Below are 15,413 nucleotides of genomic sequence, written 5' to 3' on the forward strand. Positions count from 1 at the left end.
CGCCCAAACCCGCCGGAACCCCCGCCCAAAACGTCGCAGGAAAACCGCTGGACAGTATTTACCCAACGGGTTAATTTCTCGCCCAACAAGCAAGACGACCGGGAGTGAGACGTGGCTGAGCTGAAGCCGCAGAGTGCGGTGTCCAAGATGCTGAATGCGGCCTGGATCCGGCCGTTTTTGTTCCTGGTGTTCATCGTCGTGGCCTGGGATCTCGCCATCCGGCTGTTTAGGATTCCCGCCTACCAGATCCCTTCGCCGGGCGACGTCATTGCGGTGCTGCGCACCGATTGGCCGGAACTGCTGCGCCAGTCCTGGCCGACGACTTATGCGACCGTCTGCGGCTTCGCGCTCTCGGCACTGTTCGGTATTCCCATCGCGATGCTGATCGCGGGCTCCAAGACCGTGGAGAGCTATGTCTATCCATTGCTGGTGTTCTCCCAATCCGTGCCGAAGATCGCGATCGCGCCGCTGTTCGTGGTGTGGTTCGGCTTCGGCATCATTCCGAAAGTGATATCGGCGTTCCTGCTCGGCTTCTTTCCGGTGGTGGTCTCCGCCGTGCAGGGCTTCAAATCGGTCGATCCAGATATGGTCGATCTCGCCCGCGCCATGCAGGGCAGCCGCTTCCAGGTGTTTTGCGCGGTGAACCTGCCGCATGCGCTGCCCGCGATCTTCTCCGGCCTCAAGGTGTCGGTGACGCTCGCCGTGGTCGGCGCCGTCGTCGGCGAGTTCGTCGGCTCCAATTCCGGCATCGGCTATGTGATGCAGCGCTCGATCGGCACCTTCGACCTGCCGACGATGTTCGCGGCGCTCGTGATCCTCGCACTGCTCGGCGTCATCCTGTTCTGGATTGTGGACCGGATCGAGAAGCTGGTCATCCCCTGGCATGTCAGCCAGCGCGAGGACGTGATTTTCGCCTCTTAACAACAACCAAAGCAACGAACGGCCGCCAAAGGCCGACGCAAACAACGACAAGGGAGAGTGACGATGAAGCGGTGGATAGGAGCTATCTCGGCGGCGCTGATGGTGTTTGCGGCCATGCCGGCGCAAGCGGCCGACAAGGTCGTGCTGATGTTGAATTGGTACGTCTATGGCGAGCACGCGCCGTTCTATTACGGCAAGGCCAAGGGCATCTACGCCGCCGAAGGCATCGACCTCGAGATCCAGGAAGGCCGCGGCTCGGCCGCGACCACGCAGGCGGTGGCCGCCAAGACCGCCGATTTTGGCTATGTCGACGTGCCCACCATGATGCGTGCCGCGATCAAGGGTGCGCCAGTGGTTGCGACCGGCGTGCTGCTCCAGACCAGCCCGATGTCTGCCATGGGTTTTGCCGACAAGAACATCAGGAAGCCCGAGGATATCAAAGGTAAGACGGTGGCGATCACGCCGGCCGATTCCATGACCCAGATCTGGCCGTTGTTCCTGAAGAAGACCGGCCTCAAGGAAAGCGACTTCCAGACGGTGGCGGGCGATGGCCAGACCAAGCTCAACGCGGTCATCAACGGCCAGGCCGATCTCTTGCTCGGCTACGTCATGGACCAGTCGATGAAGATCAAGGACGCCACCGGCAAGGACGTCTATCCGATCAAGTTCGCCGACTACGGCATCAACATGGTCTCCTCGGGCATCATCGCCAACACTGATTATGTGAAAGCCAATGCCGATCTCGTCCGCCGCTTCATGTCGGCGACGACCAAGGCGGTCGAGGCCGCCGAGAAGGAGCCGAAGGCGGCAGCGCAGTCGATCCTCGATGCCAACCCCAAGGGCGGCAAGATCGATACGCTGACTCAGGGTTTTGAGCTGACCATTCCGCTGTACCGGACCGCGGAGACCAAGAGCAAGCGGCCGTTCCAGGTCACCGACCAGAACATGACGGACTCGGTCAACCTGATGGTCGAATATGGCGGGCTCGATGCCAAGGCCAAGGAGAACCCGAAGGCGTTCTACACCAACGACTATCTGCCGAAGAGCGGCTCGTGAAACCTGCGACGAACATGAGTGAAACCCTGCAGCCGGCCGCACATCTGAGACTGGTGAGCGACCGGGCTGCCGGCGATGCGTCGGGCATCAAGCTGTCAGGCGTGTCCAAGATCTACCGGACGCGCGACGGCGATGTGCCGTCGTTGCGGCCGCTCGACTTCCACATCAATGACGGCGAGTTCTTCGTCGTGGTCGGCCCATCCGGCTGCGGCAAGTCCACGCTGCTCAAGCTGATCTCGGGATTGCTGCCGCCGACCACGGGCGAGATCCTGGTCGAGGGCGAGAAGGTGACGGCGCCGCACGGCAATGTCGGCATCGTGTTCCAGAACGCGCTGCTGCTGCCATGGCGCAACATCCTGTCCAACGTGATGCTGCCGATCGACATGAAGCGGCTGCCGCGCCAGACATATCTCGACCGCGCCAAGGCACTGTTGAAGCTGGTTGGGCTCGAAGGTTTCGAGAAGAAGCTGCCGTGGCAGCTCTCCGGCGGCATGCAGCAGCGCGCCTCGATCTGCCGCGCCCTGGTGCATGATCCCCGGATCATGCTGATGGACGAGCCGTTCGGCGCGCTCGACGCGTTGACGCGCGAGCGCATGAATGTCGAGCTGATGCGGATCCAGCGCGAGACCAGGAAGACGGTCCTGCTGATCACGCATTCGATCCCCGAGGCCGTGTTCCTCGCCGATCGCGTGCTGGTCATGACCGAGCGGCCCGGCGCGATCGCCGCGATCTACGACGTGCCGCTGCCGCGGCCCCGTTCGCTGGACGTGATGGCCGACCCGGTTTTCACGGAGCTGGTGCAGCGCATCCGCAAGCACTTTTTCTCGCAAGGTTCGTTGGACTAAAGCCATGGCGCCGCGTCTGAAGCTGCGAGATATCGCGTTCTTCGAACGACCCGTGCATTTCGCGCGGCCGTTCCGCTTCGGCGCGATCACGATCAACGCGACGCCGCAGCTGTTCGTGCGGGTCGAGATCGAGGTCGAGGGCAAGAGCAAGGGCAGGGGAAGCGTGGTCGGCGCCAGCGCCGAGCTGCTGGTGCCGAAATGGTTCGACAAGCGGCCGGAGCTGTCGCCGGCGCAGACCGTCGATGACTTGCGCCGTTCCCTGGAGATCGCGCGGGGGCTTTATCTTGCGCGAACCGGATTTCTGACGGCATTCGATCTGCATGCCTCATGCATCGGTGCTCAGGTCGCGACATGTGCGAAGAAAAACATTCCGTCGCTGGCCGCAGTCTATGGACCCGCAGAAATCGACAAGGCGATCCTCGACGCGCTGCTCCGCGCCGCCGAGACCAATTTCTTCGACGGCATGGCCGGCAATATCGCCGGCATCGATGCGCGGCTTTCGCCCGACCTGAGGGAAGAGGATCTCACGATTTTTCTATCCGGCCGGAAGCCGTTGTCGCGTGTTGCCATCAGGCATACTGTCGGTCTCGACGATACCGTTGAAGGCGAGGGCGGAGTTGCAGATCCCCACGAGAACTCCGGTGCAAGATACTTCAAGCTGAAGCTGTCGGGGGACCCCGTCGGCGATGCGGCGCGGCTGGCGCGCATCGGCAAGGAGCTCGATGCGTTGGAGCGTGACTATAAGGTGACGCTCGATGCCAACGAGCAATATGCCGATCTCGCGGCGTTGCATGCGCTGATCGACCGGCTCGACCATGATTCCGCGCTGCGATCGGTTTCATCAAGGCTGCTCTATATCGAGCAGCCAATGCCGCGCGATGTCACGAGGCAGTCGCCGCTCGGCTCGCTCGCGGCGCGCGGCTTCATCATCGACGAAGCCGACGATACCTACGACGCGTTTCCCGCGGCCCGGGCGCTCGGCTATCACGGTATCTCCTCGAAATCCTGCAAAGGGCTTTACAAGTCCATCGTCAACGCGTTGCGCGCGGCGAAATGGAGCGTGGCCGGTGAAAGATTCTTCGTGACCGGCGAGGACCTGACCTGCCAGGCGGGCCTCGCCGTGCAGCAGGATCTCGCGCTCGGTGCCTTCATCGGCATCATCCATGCCGAACGCAACGGCCACCATTACGTCGATGGCTTCGGTGATACGCCCGCCGCCGAGGCCCAGGCTTTCGCGGCCGCGCATCCCGATCTCTATGCGGATGCAGGGCAGGGCATCCGCCTCTCCATTCACAACGGCGATCTCCTGACGGGATCGCTTCACACAACGGGCTTTGCGACGTCGGTCCATCCGGACTGGTCGGCGCTGCGCCCGCTCGAACAGCCAAAATCGCTTCAGGAGCAATCGGCATGACCACCCAACGCCTCGGCCTCATCATGAACGGTGTCACCGGCCGCATGGGCCTCAACCAGCATCTGATCCGCTCGATCGTCGCGATCCGAGAGCAGGGCGGCGTCCGCTTGAAGAACGGCGACCGCGTGATGCCCGATCCGATCCTGGTCGGCCGCAGCGCCGAGAAGGTCGAGGGGCTCGCCAAACGCTACAACATCACGCGCTGGACCACCGATCTCGATGCGGCGCTCGCCGACAAGAACGACACCATGTTCTTCGACGCTGCGACCACGCAGGCGCGCCCCGGGCTGCTGACCCAGGCCATCAATGCCGGCAAGCACGTCTATTGCGAGAAGCCGATCGCGACCAATTTCGAGGAGGCGCTCGAGGTCGTCAAGCTCGCCAATTCCAAGGGCGTCAAGCACGGCACGGTGCAGGACAAGCTGTTCCTGCCCGGCCTGAAGAAGATCGCCTTCCTGCGCGACTCCGGCTTCTTCGGCCGCATTCTCTCGGTGCGCGGCGAGTTCGGCTATTGGGTGTTCGAAGGCGGCTGGCAGGAGGCGCAGCGGCCGTCATGGAATTACCGCGACGAGGACGGCGGCGGCATCATCCTTGATATGGTTTGCCACTGGCGCTACGTGCTCGACAATCTCTTCGGCGAGGTCGAGAGCGTGAGTTGCATCGGCAACACCGACATCCCCGAGCGTTTCGACGAGCAGGGCAAGAAGTACAAGGCGACGGCCGACGACTCCGCCTATGCCACGTTCCAGCTCAAGGGCGGCGCCATCGCCCACATCAACATGTCATGGGTGACGCGCGTCTATCGCGACGATCTCGTCACCTTCCAAGTCGACGGCACGCTCGGCTCGGCCGTCGCCGGCCTCTCGGACTGCATGATCCAGGCGCGGCAAGCAACGCCCCGGCCGGTGTGGAACCCCGACGAGAAGCGGCTGCACGATTTCTACGGCGACTGGCAGAAACTGCCGGACAACGTCACCTACGACAACGGCTTTAAGGAGCAGTGGGAGATGTTCATCCGCCACGTCTACGAGGATGCGCCCTACAAGTTCACGCTGCTCGAAGGCGTCAAGGGCGTGCAACTCGCCGAATGCGCGCTGAGGAGCTGGAAGGAGCGGCGCTGGATCGACGTCGCGCCGATCAAGGTCTGAGGAGGGAATAATGAACAAGCCCGTCCTGTCGATGTCGTCCCTGTCGCTCAAGCTGCCGAAAGCCGATCGCTCGATCGAGACCTACCGGCTCGCAGCCTCGCGGACGTTTCCCGCAAAGCTCGAGGGACCGCTCGACCGCATCGCGTTCTCGGCCGTCCATACCGTGGTCGATCCCTTCGCCGACAACGACCCGTGGCTCTCCGCTGCCGTCGACTGGGACAAGACCATCGCCTTTCGCGAGCACGTCTGGGACCTTGGGCTCGGCGTTGCGGAAGCCATGGACACCGCGCAGCGCGGCATGGGGCTGGATTGGCCGACCTCGCTGGAGCTGATCACGCGCTCGGTCGCCGCCGCCAAGCGACGCAACGCGCTGGTGTTCTCCGGCGCCGGCACCGATCATCTCGCGGTCGAGGACGCCAAAAATCTCGACGACGTGATCCGCGCCTATGAGGAGCAGATATCGGCGGTCGAGAAGGTCGGCGGCCGCATCATTTTGATGGCGTCGCGCGCGCTGGCGAAGCTTGGCCGTAATGCCGACGATTACGCAAAGGTCTACGACCGCGTGCTGTCGCAGGTCCGCGAGCCCGTGATCATCCACTGGCTCGGTGACATGTTCGATCCGGCGCTGACGGGATATTGGGGCACCAATGATCTCGACAAGGCGATGGATATTGCGGTCGCCATCATCAACGGCAACGCCGCCAAGGTGGACGGTGTCAAGGTTTCGCTGCTCGACAAGCAGCGCGAGATCGACATGCGCCGTCGTCTCGACAAGCGCATCAAGATGTACACCGGCGACGATTTTAATTATGCGGAGCTGATTGCCGGCGACGAACAGGGCTTTTCGCACGCGCTGCTCGGGATCTTCGATGCGATCGCGCCGGCGGCGTCGTATGCCTTGTCGCGGCTTGCGGCGGGCGACGAAGCCGGCTTCCACGACGTACTGGGGCCGACGGTGCCGCTGTCCCGTCACATCTTCAAGGCGCCGACGCGGTTCTACAAGACAGGCGTGGTGTTCATGGCCTATCTCAACGGCCACCAGGACCACTTCACCATGGTCGGCGGGCAGGAGAGCACGCGCTCGACCCTGCATCTGGCCGAGCTGTTCCGCCTGGCCGACAAGGCCGGGCTGCTCGCCGATCCGGAGTTGGCGACGCGGCGGATGAAGGCGGTGCTCTCAACGCGCGGAATCGAATTCTGATGCGTGATTTTTCGTCCGACCATCGCTGGCTGTCGCTGAACACGGCGACAATCCGCAAGCAGGGTGACCTCGTCGAAATCGTCGACGCCTGTGCCAGGCACGGCATCCGCGCCATCGATCCCTGGCGCGACCAGGTCGCTGCCGTCGGCCTCGACCGCGCCGCCCGCGCGGTGCGCGAGGCCGGCCTCGATCTATCAGGCTATTGCCGTGGCGGTATGTTCACCTCCGACGCATCGCGGCGGGTCGAGGTGCGCGACGATAACCGGCGCTGCGTCGACGAAGCCAAGGCGCTGGGAGCCCCCTGCATCGTTCTCGTCGTCGGCGGCCTGCCGCAATATTCGCGGCCGGGCAGCGAGGCGTCGAAGGACATCGCCGGCGCGCGGATGCAGGTCGAGGAAGCGCTCGCCGATATGCTCGATTACGCCAAACAGGCCAAGCTGCCGCTGGCGATCGAGCCGCTGCATCCGGCCTATGCGGCGGACCGCGCCTGCGTCAATACGACGAAGCAGGCCCTCGACATCTGCGACCGGCTCGATCCCTATCGCAGCGGCATGCTCGGCGTCGCACTCGACGTCTATCACATCTGGTGGGATCCGGAGCTGATGGGCCAGATCGCGCGCGCCGGCCGGGATCGCCTGCTCGCCTTCCATGTCTGCGACTGGCTGGTGCCGACCAGGGACATTCTCAACGACCGCGGCATGATGGGCGACGGCGTCATCGACATCAAATCGGTGCGCGCAGCGGTCGAAGCGCAGGGCTTTGCCGGCTATTCGGAGATCGAAATCTTCTCCAACGAGTGGTGGGGCAAACCCATGGACGAGGTGCTGCAAACCTGCATCGCGCGGCACAAGACGGTGGTTTAGGCCTTCCGGAATTTGTTGCGCGCACCGGCGCCGATGGCCTGAGATGTCAAACAGTTGCGCGGGATCAGCGGCGCATCGCGCGCCGGTAACCTTCTACTGTGCATGGGGTTGTTTTCGCGTTTTTTTGTTTCGAGGCCTCAGCCGATCGCGCAAGGCACGCTCAAAAAGCCGCGGAACCGCACCCGTCCGCCCCTGACTGGCTGTCCGCTCACGGCATAGTTCGGGAAGCGCGCCAGGAAGCGTGAGATCGCGATGGCGCCTTCCAGCCGCGCCAGCGCCATGCCGGCGCATTGATGCGCGCCGGTGGCGAAGGCGAGATGCCGGTTCGGCGTGCGCGCGACGTCGAATCTCTCGGGGTCCGGAAACTGCGCCGGATCGCGGTTGGCCGCGCCGATGCACAGCGTGATCGACGTGCCGGCATCCAGCATGACGCCGCCGAGCTCGACCCGCTCCGTGGTCATGCGGTTGCCGAGCTGGTTCGAACTCTCGTAGCGCAGCATCTCTTCGACCGCAGTCTTGATGAGGTCGGGGTTGTCAATCAGCCGCCGCTTCTGATCCGGATTCCGGTCGAGCGCCACGAGGCCGTTGCCGATCAAATTGGTGGTAGTCTCGTGGCCGGCATTGAGCAGGAAGATGCAGTTGTGCAGCAGCTCCTTCTCGGTCAGCCGCTCGCCGTTGTCCTCACCCTGTATCAGTCGCGTCAGCACGTCGCGTTCGGGATTGCCGGGCCTTTCGCGCCGGCGCGCGACCAGCGTTCGGAGGTAGGCGAGGAAGTCCGTCACCGCCTTGTTGCCGCGGGCAGCCACTTCAGGCGACACGACCGGTTCGAGGGCACCGAGGATCGCGAGCGACCAGTCGCGCAGCGGCGCGCGCTCGTCATGGGGCACGTCGAGCAGATTGCCGATCACCTCGATGGGGATCGAGGCGGCGAAATCCTCGATCAGCTCGCAAGTGCCTTTGGCGGCGACGGCGTCGAGCAGGCCGTCGACCAGCTTGACGATATCAGGCTCCATCCCCGCGATCGCACGTGGCGACAGCGCGCCCATGATCAGGCGCCGCACGCGGGTATGCGCCGGCGGATCGTTGAAGACGAGGCTCGTGGTGTGATGCTCGTAGAGCGGGGTGTCGCCGTATTTCGGCGCAAACTCGCGCTTCTTGTCCGAGCTGAACGATTTTGTGTTCTTGTAGGTCGTGACGAGATCGTCATAGCGGGTCAGGAACACGGTGCCGTTGCGCAGGCGCTTGACCGGCTCGTTCTCCCGCAGTGCACGATAGGTCGGGTAGGGATTGTCGTAGAATTCCGGCGTCAGCTTCTCCAGATCGAAACTGGCCGCCAGGTCGTTCGCACTTGCGTTCATGCCGCCATACTCGCCCGTTGAGTCCGATATGCCGTATTCGCTCTTTTGAGCGGCTCGGTTCACCGTCTACAGTCGAGCTGCGATTTGCAAGCCGACCGGACAGGAAAATGCACGCCCGCTCTGACGCTGCCGACACGGCCGCCGAGTCCAGCACTCAGTGGCCCGACGATATTTTCGCGACATTGCAACGCTTCAACGTCCGGCAGGTGCCCTACGTGCCCGACGCCGGCCATTCGAGATTGATCCAACGCGTGCTGGCCTCGTCGACGATGCGCGGCATTCCACTGACGACGGAGGAAGAGGGCGTGGCGCTTCTCGCCGGCGCCTGGACGGGTGGCCAGCGCGGCGTGCTGTTGATGCAGTCGAGCGGGGTCGGCAATTGCATCAACATGCTGTCGCTGATCCCGATCCTGCGCTTTCCTTTCCTCACGCTGGTGACCATGCGTGGCGAGTGGGGCGAGTTCAATCCGTGGCAGGTGCCGATGGGATCGACCACCCAGGGCGTATTCGAGCTCTCGGGCGTCAAGGTGCTGCGGGCTTCGACCGCAGCCGAGGTGCCGGCCGTGCTCGAGGCGGCGGCCGCTCAGGCCTACAACGCGCTCACGCCCACCGCCGTCCTGCTGTCGCAGCGCCTGATCGGCGCCAAGGTTTTCACCAAATGAGCAAGGCCAATCTCCTCGACCGCCGTCAGGTGGTGTCCACGCTGCTCGCGGATCGCAAGGATGTGGTTGCGATCGGCGGCCTCGGCGCCTCCACCAACGACATGTGCGCGGCCGGTGATCATGCCCGGAATTTCTACCTCTGGGGCGGCATGGGCGGGGCGGCGATGATCGGCCTGGGCCTCGCCCTGGCGCAGCCAGAACTGCCGGTGCTGGTCATCACCGGCGACGGTGAGATGCTGATGGGCATGGGCAGCCTTGCGACCATCGGCCTGCAAAAGCCGTCCAACCTCTCGATCGCAGTGCTCGACAACGAGGCCTATGGCGAGACCGGGGGCCAGACCAGCCACACCGCCGTCGCCGTCGACCTCGTCGGCGTGGCCAAAGCCTGCGGCATCGGGGATAGCCGGTCTGTGACGACCATGGCCGAGGTCGAGGCCTTCGCCCAAGCCGTCCACGACGTCACGGCCGGGCCGCGCTTTGCCAATATGAAGATCGACAGCGCCAGTCTGGAGCGGATTTTGCCGAGCCGGGATGGGACTTACATTCTCAACCGGGTCCGCGGCCACCTCGGCTTCCAGCCGATCTAGCGGGCCTTCCTCTGCGCCTCCGTCCTGCACGTGGGCCTTGTGGGCGCGGCGAATTTCCACTGAAATTCCAACGCACTCAGGTTGCGATGCAGCATAGTGCTTGACTTTTGCGTGGGTGAGTGCTTACTCACTAGCATGAGCTCATTGCGTATGACGAGCGACCTGAGGCGTCAATTGATCCTCGGCGCCGCAAAGCGTTGCTTTGCCCGACACGGCTATACCGGCACCACGACCAAGAGCGTGGCGGCCGCCGCTGCCATTTCCGAAGCGCTGCTGTTCAAGCATTTCCCGTCCAAGGCCGCGCTGTACGCCGAAATTCTCACCGACGAATGCGAGGCGGACCCGGCGCTCATGGAGCTGCTCGAACGTGAGCCGTCGACGGCCACGTTGGTCGAACTGATCCGCGGCATGGTCGGGCATTTCATGCACATCGCCGACGGGCCCGACCAGGAAGAGGCCCAGCGCCTGCGATTGATGGCTACGAGCCATTTGGATGATGGCGAATTCGCTCGTTTGCTATATGCCAAGATCGAGACGCTGATCGGGGCGGCCTTCGTCGCCTCGCTCGAGCGTGCGATTGCCGCCCGGGACGCGCGGCCATACAACGGCGAACCGCTCAACCTGTTCTGGTTTGCGCATCACACCGTGATGACCGCTGCGCTGACCAGGCTGCCGGCCACGCCGTGTCTCGCTTACGGCAAGGCGAACGACCTCGAGCGGCAGCTGTGTGAGTTTCTCCTGAGGGGTATCGGACTTAACGACGCCGCAATTGTCTCGCATTTGGGCCGCAATCAGGCCGCGTGTGCGGACAAGTCGGCGATTGCAGAGAGTGCATGACATGAACATCGTCACCGAACACAAGATTTCGGGCGAACCGATCGACAACAAGGCTCCCAAGCGTCCGGTCCGGCCGGTGCTCTGGTTCATCATCGTCGGCACGCTTCTGGCCGTGCTCGTCGGTGGCCTCGTCTGGTTCAATTATTTCCGCGGCCAGATGATCAAGCAGTTCTTCGCCAACAACAAGCCGCCGCCGGTCGCGGTCAGCGCCGCCGCGGCAAAGTCCGAGGTGGTGCCGAACCTGTTGACCGCGGTCGGTGGTCTCGCAGCCGTGCACCAGGTCGACGTCAGCGCCGACGTCAACGGCCGCGTCACCGAGATCAAGTTCGAGCCGGGCACGCATGTCGAGGCCGGCACGCCGCTGGTGCAGATGTTCGACGCGCCGGAACAGGGCGACCTCGCCAATTACAAGGCGCAGTCCACCGTCGCGCAGCTGTCGCTCGACCGCGCCAAGCAATTGGCATCGCGACAGTTCGGCCCGCAGGCAACCGTCGACACCGCGCAGGCCGCGTACGATCAGGCGCAGGCGGGTATCGCCAAGACCGAAGCGTTGATCTCCCAGAAGCTGGTCCGCGCGCCGTTCGCCGGCGATCTCGGCGTCCGCAAGGTCGAGGTCGGCCAGTATCTGACCGCCGGCACGGCCATCGTTTCGCTGACGGATCTATCGGAGCTGTGGGCCAACTTCACGGTGACGGAAAAGGACTCGGGCAGCCTCAAGGTCGGTCAGCCGGTCCGGTTGAAGGTCGACGCCTATCCGGGTCGCACCTTCGACGCCAAGATCACCACGATCGAGCCGCAGATCTCGGCCGACACCCGCAACATCCGCGTGCAGGCGACCGTCTCCAATCCGGAGAAGATCCTGAAGCCCGGTATGTTCGTGACCACCACGGTGGTGCTGCCAGACAAGCCGGCCGTGGTCACCGTGCCGGAGACGGCGGTCGACTACACGCTGTACGGCGACTCGGTGTTCGTGATCACCGAGAAGAAGGAAGCGGACGGCAAGACCAGCCTGAGCGCGGTGCGCACTTTCGTGCAGACCGGCAGCCGGGTCGAAGGCCGCGTCGAAATCGTCAAGGGCGTGAAGCCGGGCGACAAGGTCGTCGCCGTCGGCCAGCTCAAGCTGCAATCGGGCGCGGCAGTGTCGATTTCGACCGACCCGGCTCCGCAGATCCCGGCGCAGCCGCCGCGCTACTGACATCGTACACGTTGCAGCATGATCCGGCACGGCCGGGTCATGCGCTTTGCAAGTCAAAGAAATCGAGATCGCCGCGATGCGCTTTACTGATATTTTCATCAAACGCCCGGTCCTGTCGGTCGTCGTCAGCCTGCTGATCCTGCTGATCGGCCTGCGCGCGGCAACGACGCTGCCGATCCGGCAATATCCGAAGCTGTCGAACACGGTCATCAACATCACGACCGTCTATCCCGGCGCGTCCGCGGACCTGATCCAGGGCTTCATCACCACGCCGATCGAGCAGGCGGTCGCTTCCGCCGAAGGTGTCGACTATATCACCTCGTCCTCGGTGCTCGGCACCTCGACGATCCAGGTCTACATCAAGCTGAACTTCGATCCGAACCAGGCGCTGACCGAGGTTCTGGCCAAGACGAACTCGGTCAAGTATCTGATCCCGAAGGAATCCAACGACCCGATCGTCACCAAGACCACGGGCCAGACCACGGCCGTGATGTATCTCGGATTCTCGTCCGAAGAGCTGTCGGGCTCGGCGATCTCCGACTATCTGACACGCGTTGTGCAACCGGTGCTGTCGACCGTCGACGGCGTGGCCTCCGCCGACATTCTCGGCGGCCAGACCTTTGCGATGCGGCTCTGGCTTGATCCCCTGAAGATGGCTGGCCGCAATGTGTCGCCTGCGGATGTCGCGACCGCGATCACCGCCAACAACTTCCAGTCCGCGGCGGGGCAGACCAAGGGCTATCTCATCGTCTCGAACGTATCGACGAATACGGGCCTGACCGACGTCAACCAGTTCAAGAAGATGATCGTCAAGGCCAAGGACGGCGGCTTCGTGCGGATGGAGGACATCGCCACCGTCGAGCTTGCGGCCCAGAGCACGGACGCGAGCGTCGCCTTCAACGGCGAGCACGCGATCTTCATCGGTGTGCAGGCAACGCCGCAGGGCAACCCGCTGACGCTGGTCAAGGGCGTGCGGGCGCTGTTCCCCGAACTGGAGCGCAATCTGCCGCCGTCGATGAAGATGAAGGTCGCCTACGATTCGACCAAGTTCATCCAATCCTCGATCGACGAAGTCGAGAAGACGCTGGGTGAAGCCGTGATCATCGTGATCGTGGTGATCTTCCTGTTCCTGGCGTCGTTCCGTTCGGTGATCATTCCCGTCGTCACCATCCCGCTGTCGATGATCGGCGTCTGCACGCTGATGCTGGCGCTGGGCTTCAGCTTCAACCTGCTGACCCTGCTCGCGATGGTGCTCGCGATCGGCCTCGTGGTCGACGATGCCATCGTCGTGGTGGAAAACATCCATCGTCATCTGGAGGAAGGGAAAACGCCAGTCCAGGCATCGCTGGAAGGCGCGCGCGAAATCGTGGGTCCCGTCGTCTCGATGACCATCACGCTCGCAGCCGTGTACGCGCCGATCGGTTTCCTCGGCGGCCTGACCGGCTCGCTGTTCCGTGAATTCGCCTTCACGCTTGCGGGCTCGGTGATCGTGTCCGGCGTGATCGCGCTGACGCTGTCGCCGATGATGTGCTCGGTGTTGCTGAAGAACACCGAAGAGGGTCGCTTCGCCAAGGCGGTCAACAAGGTGTTTGGCGCGCTGACGCGGTGGTACGGGCGCAGGCTCGACCGCTCGCTCGACTATAAGGCCATCACCGGCCTGTTTGCGGTGACCATCCTCGGGCTCGTCGGCTTCCTCTACATGCACACGTCGAAGGAGCTGGCGCCTGAGGAAGACCAGGGCATCGTGTTCGCGGTGACCAAGGCGCCGAAATACGCCAACATCGACTACGTCGACTTTTACGGCGAGAAGCTCGACAAGGAATTCCAGAAATTCCCCGAGACCGATCTGCGCTTCGTGCTGAACGGCATCAACGGCCCGCAGGGCGGTATCGCCGGCATGCTGCTGAAGCCGTGGGAAGACCGCAAGCGTTCGTCGATCCAGCTGAAGTCGCTGGTGCAGGCCGAGCTTTCCAAGATCGAGGGCGTGCAGGCGTTCGCGTTCAACCTGCCGCCGCTGCCGGGCGGCCCGGGCGGCCTCCCGGTGCAGATGGTGATCAACTCCACCGCCAGCTTCCAAACTGTCTACGAACAGATGGAGAAGCTGAAGGCTGCTGCCCGCAAGAGCGGAATGTTCATCGTCTCAGACAGCGACCTTGCCTACAACCAGCCGAACGTGAAGGTGACGATCAACCGCACCAAGGCGCAGGATCTCGGCGTCAGTATGCAGAACCTCGGCAGCTCGCTCGCGGTGCTGCTCGGCGGCAACTACATCAACCGCTTCAACCTCGAGGGCCGTTCCTATCAGGTCATCCCGCAGGTGCCGCGCGGCCAGCGGCTCTCGCCGGAATCGCTTGCCGGCTACTATGTGACGACCAACACCGGCCAGCAGCTTCCGCTGTCGACGGTGGTGTCGATCGAGACCAAGACCGAGCCGAATTCGCTGACACATTACAATCAGCTCAACTCGGCGACCTTCTCGGCAGTGCCGATGCCCGGCGTGACCGTCGGTGCGGCGGTCGACTTCCTCGAGAGCGAGGCCAAAAACCTGCCGCAAGGCTTCAGCCATGATTATCTTGCTGACAGCAGGCAGTATGTGCAGGAAGGCAACCAGCTCGCGATCACGTTCGGCTTCGCGCTGATCATCATCTTCCTGGTGCTGGCGGCGCAGTTCGAGAGCTTGCGCGATCCGCTGGTCATCATGATCTCGGTGCCGATGGCGATCGTTGGTGCGCTGATCCCGCTGTTCTTCGGCGTAGCGACCATGAACATCTACACCCAGGTCGGCCTGCTGACCTTGGTGGGCCTGATCACCAAGCACGGCATCCTGATGGTGGAGTTCGCCAACGAGCTCCAGATCAACGAGCGGCTCGATCGCCGCTCCGCCATCGAAATGTCGGCCCGCATTCGTCTGAGGCCGATCTTGATGACCACGGCCGCGATGGTGACGGGCCTGATCCCGCTCCTGACCGCGACCGGCGCAGGCGCCGCCAGCCGCTTCTCAATCGGCCTGGTGGTCGTCGCCGGCATGTCGATCGGCACCCTGTTCACGCTGTTCGTGCTGCCGGCGGTCTACGTGGTGCTGGCGACCGACCATCGCGCGGCGGCCGATTCCGAGCGGAACAAGCAGGTCAACGATCTCGACCTCGGCTCCAAGGCGCTGCGGCCGACCTGAGGCCGCAGACGAGCGAACGAGAGGGCGGCAGCGGCCAATCACCAGCCCCCCGTTTAAATTTGCCCGGGGCCCCCCCCGCCCCAAAAGACATTCCCCCCTCGCGCGAGACAACGGACGGGCTTAATTCTAGGTTAGGCGGGCTGAGCCTTTCCCA

Annotated in this window: 13 protein-coding genes; 12 read left to right on the forward strand and 1 reads right to left on the reverse strand. The window is 63.6% G+C overall.

Annotated elements, in window-relative coordinates; translation table 11 throughout:
• The first annotated feature begins 111 nt into the window (after window positions 1-111).
• The 7 genes from AC0L3C_RS25815 (at window position 112) to AC0L3C_RS25845 (ending at window position 7,448) form a co-directional block, all read left to right on the forward strand.
• Window positions 112-921 (forward strand): ABC transporter permease, encoded by an 810-nt coding sequence (locus tag AC0L3C_RS25815; protein ID WP_473279483.1) that lies wholly within the window; start codon window positions 112-114, stop codon window positions 919-921.
• Window positions 922-984: 63 nt separating this feature from the next.
• Complete coding sequence (locus AC0L3C_RS25820) at window positions 985-1,977, forward strand: ABC transporter substrate-binding protein (protein WP_473409292.1); 993 nt, start codon at window positions 985-987, stop codon at window positions 1,975-1,977.
• Between the two features lie 14 nt (window positions 1,978-1,991).
• Window positions 1,992-2,822 carry an ABC transporter ATP-binding protein gene (locus tag AC0L3C_RS25825; RefSeq protein WP_473409293.1) on the forward strand — a complete coding sequence of 277 codons (831 nt, stop codon included), beginning with the start codon at window positions 1,992-1,994 and terminating at the stop codon, window positions 2,820-2,822.
• 4 nt (window positions 2,823-2,826) lie between these two features.
• Window positions 2,827-4,236: a hypothetical protein gene (locus AC0L3C_RS25830; RefSeq protein WP_473409294.1), complete on the forward strand. Its 1,410-nt coding sequence runs from the start codon at window positions 2,827-2,829 to the stop codon at window positions 4,234-4,236.
• Window positions 4,233-5,384 (forward strand): Gfo/Idh/MocA family protein, encoded by a 1,152-nt coding sequence (locus tag AC0L3C_RS25835; RefSeq protein WP_473263545.1) that lies wholly within the window; start codon window positions 4,233-4,235, stop codon window positions 5,382-5,384. The genes AC0L3C_RS25830 and AC0L3C_RS25835 overlap by 4 nt, the downstream gene beginning before the upstream one ends.
• 10 nt (window positions 5,385-5,394) lie before the next feature.
• Window positions 5,395-6,585 carry a dihydrodipicolinate synthase family protein gene (locus AC0L3C_RS25840; RefSeq protein ID WP_473409295.1) on the forward strand — a complete coding sequence of 397 codons (1,191 nt, stop codon included), beginning with the start codon at window positions 5,395-5,397 and terminating at the stop codon, window positions 6,583-6,585.
• Window positions 6,585-7,448 carry a sugar phosphate isomerase/epimerase family protein gene (locus AC0L3C_RS25845; RefSeq protein WP_473409296.1) on the forward strand — a complete coding sequence of 288 codons (864 nt, stop codon included), beginning with the start codon at window positions 6,585-6,587 and terminating at the stop codon, window positions 7,446-7,448. Before AC0L3C_RS25840 ends, AC0L3C_RS25845 begins: the two co-directional genes overlap by 1 nt.
• Before the next feature lie 137 nt (window positions 7,449-7,585).
• Here AC0L3C_RS25845 and AC0L3C_RS25850 read toward each other — a convergent pair whose 3' ends face one another.
• A complete protein-coding gene (locus AC0L3C_RS25850; RefSeq protein WP_473263548.1) occupies window positions 7,586-8,806 on the reverse strand; it encodes a cytochrome P450 in 1,221 nt (406 codons plus the stop codon).
• A gap of 107 nt (window positions 8,807-8,913) precedes the next feature.
• On the opposite strand from AC0L3C_RS25850, the gene AC0L3C_RS25855 reads away from it, so the two are divergent.
• The 5 genes from AC0L3C_RS25855 to AC0L3C_RS25875 all read left to right on the forward strand — a co-directional run bounded on the left by AC0L3C_RS25855 (window position 8,914) and on the right by AC0L3C_RS25875 (window position 15,259).
• A complete protein-coding gene (locus tag AC0L3C_RS25855; RefSeq protein WP_473279491.1) occupies window positions 8,914-9,468 on the forward strand; it encodes a phosphonopyruvate decarboxylase in 555 nt (184 codons plus the stop codon).
• Window positions 9,465-10,055: a thiamine pyrophosphate-dependent enzyme gene (locus AC0L3C_RS25860; protein ID WP_473279492.1), complete on the forward strand. Its 591-nt coding sequence runs from the start codon at window positions 9,465-9,467 to the stop codon at window positions 10,053-10,055. The genes AC0L3C_RS25855 and AC0L3C_RS25860 overlap by 4 nt, the downstream gene beginning before the upstream one ends.
• Before the next feature lie 135 nt (window positions 10,056-10,190).
• Window positions 10,191-10,892 (forward strand): TetR/AcrR family transcriptional regulator, encoded by a 702-nt coding sequence (locus AC0L3C_RS25865; protein WP_473263560.1) that lies wholly within the window; start codon window positions 10,191-10,193, stop codon window positions 10,890-10,892.
• 1 nt (window position 10,893) lies between these two features.
• Entirely contained in the window at window positions 10,894-12,087 is a 1,194-nt protein-coding gene (locus AC0L3C_RS25870) for an efflux RND transporter periplasmic adaptor subunit (protein ID WP_473409297.1), read from the forward strand.
• A 76-nt stretch (window positions 12,088-12,163) separates the two neighbouring features.
• Window positions 12,164-15,259, forward strand: coding sequence for a MexW/MexI family multidrug efflux RND transporter permease subunit (locus tag AC0L3C_RS25875; RefSeq protein ID WP_473279494.1), 3,096 nt, complete (start codon window positions 12,164-12,166; stop codon window positions 15,257-15,259).
• Window positions 15,260-15,413 lie beyond the last annotated feature (154 nt).

Source organism: Bradyrhizobium sp. WSM4872, assembly GCF_055811715.1.